Genomic DNA, 15,699 nt, shown 5'->3' on the forward strand with positions numbered 1-15,699 from the left:
TTTGCTCAACCGCCTGACCGCGACCTTGCCGGCACGAACATCACTTAAAGCTCCGACGCTTGTTTGTGACCCCGTAGACAACCATAGCTAACGGCAAATGAGCAAATCAATTAGACAACAGGTTATCAATTGCGCAAATACGACTGATACCAAGTCTTAAAGACGTAGCTCAACCACACATCCGATCGTGGGCATATACTCTCCACGCCGCCACCGCGCTGTCGCGTTCGGCATCCGATCCACCATTGTAGATGGTGCCGAATTCGCCGGTGATCTGGTTGAGCACGGCGTCGAGCGCTTCGACCACGGTCTTCGGCCCATAGTGGCGGGTGGCTTCGAAGGCGCCAGGCGACAGGTTTTTCAGCGAAATGACCGGTGCTGCCAGCGGCCGGCGGTCGTCCATCTGCGCCACGATGGCCGGCACGGCGTCCGGCCCCAGGGCTTCGAGCGTCTCGAAGATGGCTTGCTGCTGGTCTATGACGGCGTCGCCCGTGCCATGGATGGCGGTCAGCTGCGCCAGCAGCGCCTTGACCTCGGCGAAGTGCGGCAAACCAGCATCGGCCGTCCAGTTTTTCAGGACGGCGTCCTGGCGGGCGATCTCGGCGCCGGTGGCCAACGCTTCGGGGGCGGGTTTCAGCGAACCGGCTCCGGCCGCGAAATAGAGGCCGCCCGGACCGGCGACGCTCAAGCGGTGCAGATAGACGATCACCCGGTGGCCGGCCGCCAGTTCCAGGTCGGACAGGGCCGGGGCCTGGTCCGTGACCGGGTAGAACTGCACGGTGACGGTGTCGGCGGCGGGGCCCTTCAGGGTGCGCGTCACGGCGAAGGGCACGCCGGTCCAGGCGTCCTTGCCATGGAGCCCCGTCAGCTGGTCGGGCGACAGGGCGATGGAACCTTCGACGACGACGTCCGACATGGCGACGGTCCGCATCAGGTCGGGGTCGGCCGGCGGAAAGGCGCAGCCCGCATGGGCGGCGCCCGCAGCGAAGGTCAGTGCCGTCGAAATCAGGATGTGGGGGAAAAGCCGGTGCATCGCGGAGCCTCTTGCGTGGACCCCTCCACCGCTTCGCGGTTCTCCTCCCCATCAGGGACGGGGAGGAGACGATCGGGGTATTTTCGCGGACGCTGGCACAGGTGCGGTAATCTGTCTAGTTCGTATAGAGCCGGATATAGTCGACATCCATGGTCGACGGGAAGGGCGTGGTGCCGTCGGGCGCACCCGGCCAGTCGCCGCCGATCGCCATGTTGATGAGTAGGAAGTTGGACTGTCCGTTGTCGAACGGCCAGACCGACCCGGCGAACCCGGCGATGTCGGACGTCTTGTAGGTGACGTAGGGCGTGGCGGGGTTGTCTATATAGTAGGCGACCGAGCCCGGCTTCCAGATCATGCCGTAAATGTGCCAGTCCGCCGCCGTCGTGCCCGACGCGAAGTGGTAGGTCGTGCCGAGATTGGTGCCGGTAAAGCCCGTGCCGTGGACCGATCCGATATTGACGTCGGGCGTCTGCGGGCCGTTGACGCGTTCAAGGATGTCCTGTTCGCCCGAGGCCGGCCAGTTGACCGTGGCGATCGAGTTGCCCAGCGTCCACACCGCCGGCCACAGGCCTTGCGCTTCCGGCACGCGGGCGCGGAATTCCAGCCGGCCGTACTGGAAGCTGAACTTGCCCTGAGACTTCATGCGCGCCGAAGTGTAGACGCCCGCCGACGGCTGGCGCGCCACGATATGCAGGACGCCGTCCGTGCCGACAAAGGCGTTGGGATTGGCGGTGTCGCAGCCGCCGGACGTCGCGCCCCAGGCGCAGTAGTTTTCCAGTTCGTGGTTGCCGAAGCCGGAATTGCCGGTGTCGTAGCCCCAGGTGTTGCTGTCCGGCGCGATGGCCGCACCGGTGCTGTTGTTGAATTCGTCGGCCCAGACCAGGGTGTTGGACGCGATGGTGGCCGAGATGCTTTGCGATTGCACCGCGCTGGCCGTGTCGCCGGGCGTCACCGCCATCGCCTTCACGGTCAGGCTGGACGTCACCAGGAACGGCGCCTGGTAGACCTGCGACGCGGTCGTCGGCGCCGTGCCGTCGGTGGTGTAGTAGATGACGGCGCCGGTATCGGTCGAGGTCAGCTTGACGACCACGGCGGTGTTGAGCGCGGCGGTCGAGCTAATGACCGGCGTGGCCGATACGGGCGTCGAGGGCGCGCCGGAGGTCAGGCCGCCGGACGATCCGCCGCCGCCCGCACCGCCGCAGGCCGAGAGCGCAAGCGCCGAGGCCAGCAGGGCGCCGGCTGTAAGATCCCGCGACGAAATGGTCATTGTTTCACTCCCGTTGAGGCGCCGTGCCTTCTTTCGATTTTTTAAGCGATCCCGAATAAAGCCGAAATGCGATGAAAATGGAAGCGTTTCCATAATTTTTGCCATCAGTGTCCGGACTTGATCATTGGTGCGCGGTTGTGCAGATTGGTCTGATCACTTTCAGGACTGTCGTGAAGGGGCCGGCATGAAGACATTGGCATTGGGGGCGATCCTGGCAACGCTTGGCGCGGTGCCTGTCCATGCGGCAGAGGCGGGCCATTGGGTGACGGCCTGGGCCAGCGCCCAGGTGGCTTCGTCGGGGAAGAATGCTCTCGCGCCCGAGGACGCGGCCGATATCACCTTGCGCCAGGTCGTGCGCGTAACCGCCGGCGGGGCGCGTATCCGGGTACACCTGTCCAACGTCTTCGGCACCGAGCCGCTTGTGATCGGCCGGGCGGGCGTGGCCGGCACGGCGCAAGGCGACCGCAGCGGCTTTATCGCCGGGCGAAGCCGTCCCCTGACCTTCGGCGGCGCCGAGGCCGTAACGATTGCGCCGGGCGCCGAGGCGGTGTCCGATCCCGTCGACCTGCCTGTCGCGGCCTTCGACGACCTGAGCGTCAGCCTGTGGCAAGCCCGGACGCCGCAGGTCCCGACCGGGCACGTCGCGTCGCACGCCACGTCTTTCGTCGTGCATGGCGACCACGTCGCCGACGCGACGCTTTCGGCGCCGAAAGCCGTGGAGCATTGGTACGAGATTTCGGGCGTGGACGTCGAAGGTCCGCAGGGCGCGATTGCCGTCCTTGGCGACTCGATCACCGATGGTTCCGGAATGGTCGCCAACAGCAATGCGCGCTGGCCGGACTTTCTGGCGCGGCGGCTGCACGACACGGGCAGCCGGCTCAGCGTCATCAATCTCGGCATCGGCGGCAACCGCGTCCTGCACGACGGTACGGGGCCGAGGGCGCTGGCGCGCTTCGACCGCGATATACTGGATCGCGACGGCGTGCGCTTCGTGGTCATTTTCGAAGGTGTCAACGATCTCGGTTCGGCGACACGCGAACACCCGATCGACGCCGAAGCCCACGCCCAGCTGGTCGTCGATCTCGAAGCCGGCTATGTCGAACTTGCCGCGCGGGCCCGCGCCCGCGGGCTGAAGGTCATCGGCGCCACCATCGCGCCTTTCGCGGGCAGTCCCATCTACCATCCCGATGCCGCCAACGAAGCTGATCGCCAGGCCGTCAATGCCTGGATCCGCGCGCCCGGCCATTTCGACGGTGTGATCGATTTCGACAGGGTTCTGGCCGACCCCGCCGCGCCGGACCATCTCAGGGCCGAATACGATTCCGGAGACCACCTGCACCCGGCGCCGGGCTATCCGGCCATGGCCGGGGCCATCGACCTCGATCTTTTCCGCTAGATGTGGGCCAATGGCTCCAGTCACACCAGCGTCAAATCTCGGAGTTAAGACGAGGGCGCTGTGAGAAGCAACAGTATCCCCTCAAAGGGCCTTCCCCCGTGGTTGGCCCTTGTTTTTTCCGGCGCGCGGCATGTGGCGGAAAAGCATCAGAGTCTACAATCTCCGTTTTGTAAAGAAACCATCACGGTTTTGAAAAATAACCTTGGAATTGTCACAGGGTTAATTTCTGCATTTTGGTTTTGTCGCGATATTACGCCGGGAACCGCTGACGCTCCCTGGCGCATCGCTCTGAGGCATAGGGGATTTGATCATGGTGACTGAGCGTAAGACCATACTTCTGACTTCGGCGGACATCGAAAGCATCGAAAAGGAACGGATGCTGGTCGATGCGGAAATCGAGGCGCTGGAAAAGAAGCTGCCGGAATTGCATTCCCGGCGCGGTGAACTGTCGGAACGGCTGTCCAAGATCAATGCCCTGCTGAATGCGCTGGGGCTGAACTCGATCAACGACACGGCGTCGAACTCGCTTTATGCGGCGCGTAATGTCCAGGCGGTGCCGCGCAGCAATGGTTCCATGGCCTGATTTGCAATTTTCGCCCTCGAAAAGCCGCCGGCGGGTTTCCGCCGGCGGCTTTTTGCTGTCAGGCCGTTTCCCCATGCTTCATCAGTATAACATTGCCGGCGGAAATGTGTTTTCATTGAAAGTAAAGCGAAACAATACCTGAAATATATTTTCTATCCTGAAATTATATATCCCATTGATTATAAATGATCAAAATAACTCTATAATACGTTCATATTTGTCTTGACCGATCAAAATCAATCATCTTGAATACTAGGCAAGGGTCGAAGCCAGCGGCGCCGCAATTGCGGGAATTGCGTCCGCGGGCTTTGCAATCCTGTCACGGACACGCGCCGGCCGATGACGGCGGCGCGGCCCTTTCCCGCTGCCTATCCCGATTTTCCAGACCCTTCCGGGCATCGCCTTGCCCGGGAATGAAAACAAGGCCGCTGCGGCCCCCAGGAAGGACTATAATGACGCCGGTATCCAAACACCTTTCACGCATTCGCCGCCCCTATGCGGCCTTGCGCACCACCACCAGCCTGATGTTGCTGGCGCTTATGGCGGCGGCGCCGGCCATGGCCCAAACCTCCGCGGCTCAGACAGCGCAAAGCGCGGATGCTGCCGCCAAGCCGAAAGCCGATGACTCCGTCGTCGTCGTCACCGGCGTGCGCGCCAGCCAGCAGGGTTCGATCAATCGCAAGAAGCGCGCGAAGACGGTCTCCGACTCGGTCGTCGCCGACGACGTGTCGCAGTTCCCGGACAAGAATGTCGGCGAGGCGCTGGGCCGCATCACCGGTGTCCAGCTCAGCCGCGACATGGGCGAGGGGACCGGCGTGTCCATCCGGGGCGCCGAGCCCGACCTCAACAATGTCGAGATCGACGGCATGTCGGCCCTGTCGACCGCGGGCAATATCCAGGTCTATGGCGGGGGCGGCCGCGCCAACGACTTCCGCGAACTGGCTTCGGAACTGGTCAAGTCGATCGACGTCTTCAAGGGCTTCACCGCCGACATGACCGAAGGCGGCGTCGGCGGCACGGTCAGCGTGACGACCAACAGGCCGCTCGATTTCAAGAAGCCCGTCGTCTCGATCACGGCGTCGGCGCAGAACCTCGACACGGTCAAGGGCTGGAAGCCGCGCTACAACCTGTTCGTCGCCGACCAGTTCCTCGACCATCGCCTCGGTGTCATGGCCAATGTCACCTTCGACGACGTCGACACGCGCGGCGACTATGCGCGCAACACCGGCTGGGGCCGCTTCGCCGACTTCGACGGTTCGGCCGACAAGACGGCCAACTATTACAACAGCGGCTATTCCAGCGCGATCAACAAGGCGCTCGATGCGGTCAATACCTATTCGGCGTGCGCAAGCCTGACTTCGCCCGACACGACGCAGATATCGACCAGCAACTATCGTACGGCCTGCCAGTCGCAGTGGTACGACTATGCGCCGCGTGTTGCCCGCTATGGCGTCTGGACGCGTAACGACAAGCGCCTGTCGGCCGAATTCACCCTGCAATACAAGGTCAGCGACAAGCTCAATACCTGGCTGACCTGGTCGCGCAACAACCGCAGCGAGACGCTGAACGACATCAATTACGGCACGTCGCTCAGCTCGGTGAAGTCGCTCTACAACACCAATGCCGCCGGCACGGGCTGCTCCAGCACGGATACGACGCTCGGCAAGAGCGTGGTCGACGCCAATCACAATGTCATCTCGTACACGCTGGGCAACTGCATCACGACGTCGGGCTACGGCGGCTACGGCATGTTCGGCATTTCGTCGCGCGACTTCCAATACGACTCGCACAGCGACTATGTGAACGGCGGCGCCGACTACAAGGGCGACCGCTGGACGATCAATCTCCAGGGCTCGCACGGCGAGACCGAAACCGTGTCGCAGACCAACAACGCCTCGGTGACCTTCAATACGCCGGGCATGACGGTGTCGCTCAATCCCGATACCGGCGTGCCCAGCTTTACCTTCGCCCAGGGCTACAGCCCGTCCGATCCGTCGGCCGTCATCTCGTGGCAGATCCAGTACCGCCCGTCCGAAGCCCGCACGGCGGAAGACCAGTACAAGCTCGACTTCACCTACCAGCCCGACGGCAAACTGATCACCGGCGTGAAGTTCGGCTACCGCGGCACGCAGTACACGACGACCGGCTACGGCTATGGCGGCTTCCTGCTCGACGCCGGCAGCAACCTGGCCAGCACGACCGACGACACGGTCATCTATTCCAACGCGGTCAATTCGACCGCGACGGTGGTCAACAGTCAGGCGGCCGACCAGACCGATCCTGCCTCGACCGTCACCGCCAACCAGACCGGCTACTGGACGACGGGCGAGAACTGGTCGCGCAGCTTCTCGAACAGCGTCTACGGCCAGGCCATGACCAGCCTGCCGGACAGCTTCTACTGGGGCGGGGGCTCGATCCCGTCGACCTGGCTGTATCCCAATTACGATACGCTGTCGCAGTATCTCGACACGTCGCACTTCAACCTCGACAACCTCTATACGACGGTCGGCAGCGACGGGAAGACCTATGGTCAGATCCCGTATCACCTGGCCGAGCGCACGGACGCCCAGTACCTGCGCCTCGACTATGCGTTCCCGGTGAACGGCCTGGATGTCGAAGGCAATTTCGGCCTGCGCCGCGTCCATACCCACGAAGAGGCGTCGGGCGTGCTGACCCGCCAGGTCGTGCGCTATACGGGTGACACCAGCTCGACCTCGACCTGCCTCAGCAATCCGTCGAGCTGCTCGACCAGCACGGCGACGGCGACCTACGTCATCAGCAACACCCAGACGGCGATGGAGCAGGACTATACCGACTACCTGCCCAGCTTCAACGCGGCGGTCTGGCTGTCGCCGAACGAAGTTGTCGTACGCTACGGATGGGCAAAGCTGATGGCGCGCCCGCTGATCAACTACCTGGTGCCGACGACGACCTGCACGACCTACCAGGCGCCGGACGAGGACGGCGTGGTGGCCGATCCGACCTGTTCGGGCGGCAATCCGAACCTCAAGCCGTACCGCGCCAACGAAAGCGATCTCAGCATCGAATACTATCCGAACCGCGACACCCAGCTGAGCCTCGGTTTCTTCAACAAGGACATCAAGTCCTTCTATGTCAGCACCAAGAGCTATGTCGGCTCGGTCGACTATTTCGGCGACGGGACCTATTACAACCTGACGACCTATATCAACGGGCAGGGCGCGAACATCAACGGCATGGAGGTCACGGCTAAGACGGCCTTCACCTTCCTGCCGGGCTGGCTGTCGGGCTTCGGCGTCGACGCCAACTACACACACCAGATCGCCAGCCATGTCGGCCTGTACAGCGCGCTCGACGGCAGCGAACTGCCGTTCCCGGGCCTGTCGAGCGACAGCTACAACTTCACCCTCTGGTACCAGAAGTACGGCATCTCGACGCGCCTGGCCTACAATTACCGCTCGCGCTACCTGTCGGTGGCCAACGATTCCTACGGTGAGCCGGTCTATCACGATCCGACCGGCTATCTCGACGGACGCTTCGCCTGGTCGCCGGCCAGTCCGCGCGGCGTGACGTACTTCGTCGAGGGCAAGAACCTGACCAACCAGGCCGAACGCTATACGGCCGGCGATATCAGACTGACCGAAAACGGCTATTACGGCAGGCGCTTCTTTGTCGGAGTAACCATCAAGCGCTGACGATCAAGAACGGCGTTCTTCCAAAGGCCGGTCCCTGCAAGGGGCCGGCCTTCTGCGTGTTTCAGCCGCACGGTAAAATTAACGGTAAATTAGCCAGGTCCTTTAAGCAGGATTTTATACCGTACGTGTAATCTCAGGGACAAGAGAAGGCGTCCGGACAGACGGCGCACGAGGTACCGACGCCGTTCGCGGGCAAGGCTTGCGGGCGGGAGTCGCCACCACTCCCGGCGCCACGGATTTCCGCGGACAGGGGACTTTACAGACCACCTATCTCTCACCGGCCGCGCCAAGGGCTTTGGCGCGTCATGGCCCCCTGCTGCCCGCTCAAACAATCGAGTTTGCCCCCGTATGCGTAAGAGTTTCGAATCCGTGTCCTCGCGCCGCCGTTTCCTCGGCCTCGCCGGCGCTTCGCTCACCATCCCCTTCGTCAGCGCCTGCGGCGGGACCGGCGGTTCGTCCGCCAGCACCGCCAGCCCGGTGTCGACCGGCGGCGTGACGATCAAGGCGACCGGCGGAGCCGTCGCGTCGTCCAGCTCTTCGAGTTCTTCCAGCTCGAGTTCATCGAGCGCAAGCGCCTCGAGCTCGAGTTCGTCGAGCGCGTCCAGCGGCTATGTTGCGCCGACCATCACCTGGACCAAGGGCGTCGGCCCGGCGCTCAACATGACGGGCCTGGTCCAGACCTTCAATTCGACCTTCGCCACGGCCGCCGATCTCAAGAAGATCACGGTGGCCGGCGCCGGCGGTCCCTGGTACGCGCCGATCCACGCCGACTATGGCTCGGCGCACTTTGCCAGCCCGCTCGACGCTGTCTCCCCCTTCGCCATCGACAACGGACGCTTGCGCATCCGCTGCGAGCAGGTCAACGGCAAATGGCAGACCGGCCACATGCAGACCTGCGACTTCGCGGGTTCGGGCTTCTCGCAGCAGCGCGGTTATTTCGAGATGCGCGCCAAGATGCCGGCTGCCGGCACCATGGGCGCCTGGCCGGCCTTCTGGCTGTACAGCAAGGCCAACTACACCGACACGACCAAAATCCGCGCCGAGCTGGACGTCATCGAATACTATGCCGGCAACGACTCGCGCGGCCACCACTCGGCGGTGCACATGCGTCCCGGCACCGGCAAGAAGCCCGGCCCCAACGACCTGCAGACCGAATGGTGGACCAGCTGCTACAACGGCCTCGATGCGCTGAAGGACGGCAACTGGCATACCTACGGCGTCGAGATCACGGCCAAGTGGATCATCATCTATTTCGACCGCATCGAGCTGAAGCGCATCCCGACCCTGCCGGAATTCGACGTACCCATGTACATGCTGGTCAGCAACGCCCTGCTGACCGACGAGCTGGCCAAGGCCGTCGGCCCGATCGACCTGCTGGTCGACTACGTCAAGGTGTGGCAGCGCATCTGACGGCGGGCGCCTGCGCCTTCACCGCGTCTTTATATCCGGCGCGCCTCTGACATTTTGCGGATTTACGGGCGGCTGCGGCACAACCGGTCCGCAATGCCGGAGGCGCGCCGTGTCTGTTTTTCTCGACGACTATCATATCGACATTCAGCGGGGACGTGAGTTCGCGCCCCAGCCGGTCTGGGAGTGGCGCGTGCTGCACCGCTGGACCGGTCATTGCCACGGCGAAGGCCGCTCGGACGCCGGCTTTGCCCGCGCCTGCGGCGACGCCATGCTGGTGCTGATCGGCGAGACCGGGGCCTAGGCGATGGCCGGCACCGTGGCGGACCCGGCGGCCGACGATCCGGAAACCTGCCGTCGGGGGCGGGTATGTCTTGGCTGGTATGTCGGCACGCTGGCCGGGTTGGTGGCCGCTGCCCTGATCGCCGGCTATGCCGCGGCGCCAGGACGCGGACAGGCGTCGGATTTTGCCTATGCCCGCAATGACGCTGCTTTGCAGGTGGCGGCGACCATGGCGGACAGTTTTCCGCGCGGCTATTAGACGGGATAGGTCTTCAGATCCGGCAACTGGTCGCGTTTCAGGTACCAGTCCGAGGCGTAGACGCTTTTGATCCAGTCGGCGGGGTTGCTCTTGCCGTCGTGGATGAAGTCGGTATGCCACACCAGGAACCACAACCAGTGTGCACCTGACGCCTGCAACTGGGCCGGGTCGGGAATCGGGCCGCATTCATGCAGGGTGATGGGCAGTTTGTCGCCGGTAATGGCGACCACTGCGTCGTACATCGCCTTCATCGGCCCGCGGTCCTTGACGTAGTTGTCGGCGCCGATGATGTCGACATAGTCGAGGCCCGGGAACCAGTCCGCGCTGACGTCCTTGGTATAGCCCAGCACCCAGATGAGGTTGTCGAGGCCCTTTTCGCGCGTGAAGTAGTCGTACATCTTGACCCACAGGGCCTTGAAAACCTTGGGGCCGCACTTGCCCCACCAGAACCAGTCGCCGGTGAATTCGTGGAAGGGCCGCCACAGGATGGGGATATTCGCGTCGCGCAGGCGCCCCAGGTAATAGGCGATGTCGTCCAGGTCGCTCATCAGCGCCTTGTTTTCCGGCGTGCCGTCCTTCAGCGCGGCATAGGCGTTGAAATAGGTCTTGGAACTTTCGTAGCCCGGTCCGGCCAGGGGATTGCCCCAGTGCCAGCAGATCGTCGCGATGCCGCCGTCATTGTACCAGGCGGCGGCGCGGTCGTTGACGCCCGATCGGCGCGGCGGATCGATATAGTCGAGGCCAAGCACGGCCGGCTGCTTGCCCGTCAGGTCCTGGATGTAGTCGAGCTCGTAGCGCGTGCCCTTACCCCACATCGATTCCTGCTGGCCGGTGAGGGTGTGCTTGCCCCAGACGGCGTTGAGATAGCTGTAGAGCGACCGGGCCCGCGCGGACGCTTTTGCGTTGCTGAGCGCGCCGCGGCTGGCGGCCAGGGCGGCGGCGGGAATAAGGCCCGAGGCTGCCAGGCCTGAAGCCGCCAGGCCTGACGCGGAAAGCCCGGCCAGGAAGGTCCGCTTGGAAATGCTCATGGTGCGCCCCTGACGATCTTCGTGTCTTTGGGCGAGCTATATAATAAAAATGAGAGAATAAATAGGCTTGTTTTGTGCATGAAAAAAGCCGCACTCGCCGGGAAGCGGGTGCGGCCTTGTCTGGCAGGGCGCGGACGGTCGGTCCGCACCCCTTATCCCTTGTCAGGCGCTTATTGCACCTGCGCGGAGACCTTGTTGAAGGTGCCCGACAGGTTGCCGCCCAGCGTGGTCAGCACGCCGATCAGGACGACGGCGATAAGGGCGGCGATCAGGCCGTATTCAATGGCGGTGGCGCCGGATTCGTTACGCGAGAACTGAGTAAGGAACTGCTTCATCGGAGGTCCAATCGGCTGGAGGAGGAAGAACGAGGAACGCTTAAACTCGATATCGTTTTTATCAGGTACGGATAAATATTCCGTCATGAATCACGGTTAATGGGCGGTCGGTAAATACCGCTTTCCGCTGGGGAGTTGCAGCGAAGATTGCCTTTTTTACAAGGCATTCCGAGCGTTAAGCTTTCGCCGGGGCGGGTTGCCGGAAAGCAAAAAAACTTCGAAAAATCCCGGAAAATGTCACCTCAGCGTAATAATTGATTGATGGACATTTAAGCCTGGAATTCTACTTTTACGGAGAGTGTTCCGCGCAGAGTAGTTCGTGTTCCGGATATTTAAAAATATGTATCCCTGCGTCCCTGAGGGTTCGGAAAGCTTCGGAATGGAAGTCGAAGTTGCAGCCCGGTGGGCGGTCTCGGCGGTGTCATCATGACGCGACTGGCCGATTCCGCGCGCGACATGCGTATGTTGCTTGTCGAAGACTGCCAGGGCGATGTCCTGTTGTTTCGCCGCAGCATTGCGCGCCTCGATCTTCGCATCGACCTGTCGGTCGCGGCCTCGGCCGAAGCGGCCCTGGCGCAGCTGAAAGACGCGGAACGCCCGGACCTGATCGTCACCGATCTCAATCTTCCGAACATGTCGGGGCTGGATTTTCTGGAAAACGTGAAGTCCGATCCGGGCCTGCGGCGTATTCCCGTGCTTGTGGTGTCCAGCTCGACCTTCGAACGCGATATCACCAGCGCCTACGACCGCCAGGCCAGCGGCTACTTCGCCAAGCCCGTCGATGCCGCCGCCTATTCCGCCATGCTCGAAACCATCGCCGCCTACTGGCGCAACCTGATGCAACTGCCGTCGGAGCGGTTGCCCCTGCCGAAATTCCACGGCTGATACGGACTTTCCGGCTTCATCAAGCCTTAAATCGAATATGTCAGAATTGACGCACAATCACGCTGCAGAAGGCGAGTGTGAATCTGAGTCAGTCGCTGGGTATAAACAGTATTTCGGCCCCTTCGGCGCTGCAGTCCCTGGCTGCGGCGCAATCGGCGTTGTCCGCCACCGAACAGCGGCTGTCGACCGGCCATAAGGTCGGGACGGCGAAGGACGACGGCGCCGCCTACGCCATATCCCAGCATCTCAAGTCGCAACTGGCCGAGCAGACCGTTCTGCGGCAGAACCAGCTGCGCGCCAAATCCCTGCTCGACGTGACGCAAGGCGCCCTGTCCAATATCAGCGACGTCCTGACGCAGCTGCGCGAAAAGGCGGCGGCCCTGATGGACACCAGCCTTTCGACCGACGCGCAAACATCGATCCGCAACGACATGACGGCTCTGGTCAAGCAGATCGACGGCGCGGCCAGGACGGCGTCGTTCAACAAGATCAACCTGCTCAATCCGACGCCGGTGGTGCCGACCTTCTGGAACCGGCCCTATGCCAGCTTCATCCAGAACGGCACGACCACCGCCACCTACAATGTCGGCACCTCGGCCGGGACCTTCGACTTCCCGGTCGACCTGCAGAACGTCACCTCGGCCAGCATCAACATCAACTGGGGCGACGGGACCAGCTACACCGCCAACCCGACCTATGGTTCGCCGTTCACCGCCACCCAGGCGATTACGCACCATTATGACGATTCCGGCAGCGGCCGGACCATGACCTACAGCATCACGGCCAACGGCACCGGCGCGCCCAAGGGCTTTTATATCCCGTGGCTGACCTTCACGCCCGACGCGCAGGAAACCAATGTCGCGGCCTATACGGGCGGCCAGGTGATGAACGTCCATGCCGTCGACATGACGGCGCAGGGCTTAAGCCTCGACAACCTGTCGAGCCTGGCGCCCGACCAGGTGCTGCCGGCGGTCGACGCCGCCCTGCGCATCGCCGACCAGACCGCCGACTATTACGGCACGCGGCAGACGGCCATCGACGGCCTGCTGGACCAGAACAGCAAGCTGACCGACACGCTCGAAGCGGCGGGCGGGCGGCTGGTCGACGCGGACATGAGCAAGGAGTCTGCGGCGTGGCAGGCCGACCAGACGCGCGTGCAACTGGCGACGACGGCGCTCAATGTCGCCAACCAGAGCCCGAAGATCCTGCTGAGCCTGTTCAAGGGCGGATAAGCGCGCCGTCGAAAAAGAGCCTCTGGGCGGTGAAATAGCCGTAAGGCTCTGGGCTGATAACAAAATTACCATCACGGCTGCGACACACGCGCGCATATTTGCGTGAGGCCGGATAGGGTCTGGCTGCACGCAACGCCAGATAGGAGCGACCCCCATGGCTACCGTACATATCGACGACGACACCCCCACCCGCGAAGTGATCCACGAGACGCAGGTCACGTCGGACAATGGCGGCACCGCGCTGACCATCCTGGCGCTTCTGCTGATCGCCATCATCGCGGTGGGCGCTTATCTTTACTACAACGGTACGTCGACGGTGCCGATCAACCGCACCGTCAACCACGTCGAACGCAATGTCAGCGACGCCACGACGGGCGACGCCGGTGGCGCGACGACGACCCGTTCGACCACCACGACGACCCAGTAAGCCTTTACGCATATCTCAAACAAAAGGCGCGGCCTGCAGGGCTGCGCCTTTTGTTTGTTCAGTCCGGCTCGACGTACAGGAAGAAGCCGGGATTGCGCGTCGGCTGGCTGGTCCTGACGCGGGGATAGAAGGCATAGGTCCTGGCAGCGATATGATAGCCGGGCGCCGGCGGCCCGGCCAGCGCCGTCACCTGCGCGATCAGGCTATCGGCATAGGCGTCCTGGCCCGTGTGCGGCGCCCAGAACAGGACCGGGCAGCCCTTGCCGTCGAGCCGCGTGCGCAAGGTTTCGCGTATGGGGGCGGGCAGGGCGGCGGCGTCGATATCGGTGTGTTCGACCGGCACGGCGCGGGCATGGCCGTGAAGGTAGGTGCTGAAGAGCGCGGGGCCATAGCGGCCGATCAGGTCCGGCGACTTGAGATAAGGGCCGTCCTCGCTGACGATCGGGATATCCTGGCCTCGGCAGGCTTCGAACGCCATAATGCCGTCCGCGCTTTCCCGCCAGGTCTCGTTGCGCGCGACGAAGCGGCCGCTGTCCACGACCTGCATGGCCGCTATGGCCACGGCCATCAGCAGGCGCAGGGTCGCGGCCGTCCCCTGGCTTAACGATCGCGTCGCCAGGTCGAAGGCCAGCCCCCAGGCGCACCAGATAAAGGGCGCGGTGACCAGAAAACTCTGCGTATTGAAATTGGGGTGCGCCAGAAGGGAACTCATCAGGCTGGCGACAAGCACACCCGGGGGAACCAGCAGGCAGATCCAGAGCAGGGGCGCCTTGCGGCTGGTGCGGCGGAAGGTGCCGCCGAAATCGCCGGTGCGCCGCGCGCTCTTCGTGCGCAGGGCGATGGCCACAAGACATATCAACACGGGCACGAGGAAGCTTAAGTCCTTGACGGCATCGAGCAGGCTGTCGGCCAGGAAGCCCGGCGCCAGGCTCATCCAGCCCTTGTTGGGATCGAAGACCGACAACGGCGTCACGACCCATTTGACATAGGCCCAGGCGGCCAGGACGCAGGCCGCGCCGCCGACGGGCAGCACCCAGCCGGAGCGGCGTACATAAGGGCTGAGCGCGACGGCCAGGGCCAGGGTCTCGAAGGCGATGAAATAGTGGACGAAGGTGCCCGCGAGGCCCAGCGCGACGAGGGCGGCCATCCACGCGCCCTGGCGGCGGTCGTTGCGCAGGATCCGCGCCGCGACGGCAACAAGGCCCGTGCCGATCAGCAGGCACAGGGCATAGGAACGGGCGTTCTGCGCCATGTAGAACCAGTAGCGCGACCCGACCATCAGCCCGGCCGCCACCAGCCTTGCCGGCAGCGCCATGTCGCGGCGCAGGCCGAAGAGGACAACCAGGCACGCTCCCGCGGCTGCAAGGGCGCTGAAGCTGCGCAAGGCGCCGTCGCTGTCGCCGAACAGGCGGCTGTAGAGATGGAGCGACAGGTAATAGAGCGGCGGATGGACGTCCATCCGGGCGTGGGCCCAGGCTTCGGGCAGGCCTTGTGTCCGCACCACCCAGCCGGTGAACAGTTCATCGTACCAGAAGCTGCTGCGCTCCAGCTGGACGAAAGCGAAGAGCAGGCCCGTGGCGATCGCCAGCCCGCACAGGCCCGTGAAAATCGGGCTTGCGGTCGCCGGGAACGTTTCCGGAATATTGCGATCGTGAAATATATCATTGGCCGGAGCGTCCGGCATTGGTATCGTTTTTCTGTAGATTCCCGGCATAGGCGTGCAGCATTCGTCTCATGAAGTTATTTATTGTGTATCGTCTCAAATATTGGTGGCAATTTTCGGGTGACTTCGACTTCGCAACATTTCAGGATGAAACATTGATAGTCATCAGCAAACCATCATGACTTGAGACGTGTGCGGCTCCGGGGCGGTCGACGGGACCATCGCCCC

General features: G+C 63.1%; 14 protein-coding genes. 9 read left to right on the plus strand and 5 right to left on the minus strand.

Features of this window, described 5'->3' with window-relative positions; genetic code table 11:
• Positions 1-169: 169 nt before the first annotated feature.
• Both AB8717_RS04395 and AB8717_RS04400 read right to left on the minus strand, forming a co-directional pair.
• A complete protein-coding gene (locus AB8717_RS04395) occupies positions 170-1,033 on the minus strand; it encodes a hypothetical protein (RefSeq protein WP_443749811.1) in 864 nt (287 codons plus the stop codon).
• 115 nt (positions 1,034-1,148) lie between these two features.
• A complete protein-coding gene (locus tag AB8717_RS04400) occupies positions 1,149-2,300 on the minus strand; it encodes a chitobiase/beta-hexosaminidase C-terminal domain-containing protein (protein ID WP_443749812.1) in 1,152 nt (383 codons plus the stop codon).
• Positions 2,301-2,484: 184 nt separating this feature from the next.
• Here AB8717_RS04400 and AB8717_RS04405 point away from each other — a divergent pair, with 184 nt between their 5' ends.
• From AB8717_RS04405 to AB8717_RS04430, 6 genes are all read left to right on the plus strand, one after another.
• The gene (locus AB8717_RS04405) at positions 2,485-3,696 is read left to right on the plus strand and encodes an SGNH/GDSL hydrolase family protein (protein ID WP_443749813.1); all 1,212 of its coding nucleotides are present in this window, start codon (positions 2,485-2,487) and stop codon (positions 3,694-3,696) included.
• Between the two features lie 310 nt (positions 3,697-4,006).
• Positions 4,007-4,279: a hypothetical protein gene (locus AB8717_RS04410; RefSeq protein WP_443749814.1), complete on the plus strand. Its 273-nt coding sequence runs from the start codon at positions 4,007-4,009 to the stop codon at positions 4,277-4,279.
• A 452-nt stretch (positions 4,280-4,731) separates the two neighbouring features.
• The gene (locus tag AB8717_RS04415; protein ID WP_443749815.1) at positions 4,732-7,953 is read left to right on the plus strand and encodes a TonB-dependent receptor; all 3,222 of its coding nucleotides are present in this window, start codon (positions 4,732-4,734) and stop codon (positions 7,951-7,953) included.
• Between the two features lie 369 nt (positions 7,954-8,322).
• Positions 8,323-9,363 (plus strand): glycoside hydrolase family 16 protein, encoded by a 1,041-nt coding sequence (locus AB8717_RS04420; RefSeq protein WP_443749816.1) that lies wholly within the window; start codon positions 8,323-8,325, stop codon positions 9,361-9,363.
• A gap of 109 nt (positions 9,364-9,472) precedes the next feature.
• The gene (locus AB8717_RS04425; protein WP_443749817.1) at positions 9,473-9,664 is read left to right on the plus strand and encodes a hypothetical protein; all 192 of its coding nucleotides are present in this window, start codon (positions 9,473-9,475) and stop codon (positions 9,662-9,664) included.
• Between the two features lie 3 nt (positions 9,665-9,667).
• On the plus strand, positions 9,668-9,901 hold the full coding sequence (locus tag AB8717_RS04430) for a hypothetical protein (RefSeq protein WP_443749818.1): 234 nt from the start codon (positions 9,668-9,670) through the stop codon (positions 9,899-9,901).
• Here the strand turns inward: AB8717_RS04430 and AB8717_RS04435 are convergent.
• Positions 9,898-10,929: a glycosyl hydrolase gene (locus tag AB8717_RS04435; protein ID WP_443749819.1), complete on the minus strand. Its 1,032-nt coding sequence runs from the start codon at positions 10,927-10,929 to the stop codon at positions 9,898-9,900. The two genes, AB8717_RS04430 and AB8717_RS04435, sit on opposite strands and share 4 nt — an antisense overlap.
• A 170-nt stretch (positions 10,930-11,099) precedes the next feature.
• Complete coding sequence (locus AB8717_RS04440) at positions 11,100-11,264, minus strand: Flp family type IVb pilin (RefSeq protein WP_443749820.1); 165 nt, start codon at positions 11,262-11,264, stop codon at positions 11,100-11,102.
• A gap of 426 nt (positions 11,265-11,690) precedes the next feature.
• On the opposite strand from AB8717_RS04440, the gene AB8717_RS04445 reads away from it, so the two are divergent.
• The 3 genes from AB8717_RS04445 to AB8717_RS04455 all read left to right on the plus strand — a co-directional run bounded on the left by AB8717_RS04445 (position 11,691) and on the right by AB8717_RS04455 (position 13,808).
• Positions 11,691-12,149: a response regulator gene (locus tag AB8717_RS04445; protein ID WP_443749821.1), complete on the plus strand. Its 459-nt coding sequence runs from the start codon at positions 11,691-11,693 to the stop codon at positions 12,147-12,149.
• Between the two features lie 77 nt (positions 12,150-12,226).
• A complete protein-coding gene (locus tag AB8717_RS04450; RefSeq protein WP_443749822.1) occupies positions 12,227-13,381 on the plus strand; it encodes a flagellin N-terminal helical domain-containing protein in 1,155 nt (384 codons plus the stop codon).
• Between the two features lie 154 nt (positions 13,382-13,535).
• On the plus strand, positions 13,536-13,808 hold the full coding sequence (locus tag AB8717_RS04455; RefSeq protein ID WP_443749823.1) for a hypothetical protein: 273 nt from the start codon (positions 13,536-13,538) through the stop codon (positions 13,806-13,808).
• A gap of 58 nt (positions 13,809-13,866) precedes the next feature.
• Here the strand turns inward: AB8717_RS04455 and AB8717_RS04460 are convergent, their stop codons facing one another.
• Positions 13,867-15,492, minus strand: a complete 1,626-nt coding sequence (locus tag AB8717_RS04460; protein ID WP_443749824.1) for a glycosyltransferase family 39 protein — start codon at positions 15,490-15,492, stop codon at positions 13,867-13,869.
• Between the last annotated feature and the right edge of the window lie 207 nt (positions 15,493-15,699).

It is taken from the genome of Asticcacaulis solisilvae, from assembly GCF_052327315.1.
GTDB lineage: Bacteria > Pseudomonadota > Alphaproteobacteria > Caulobacterales > Caulobacteraceae > Asticcacaulis > Asticcacaulis solisilvae_B.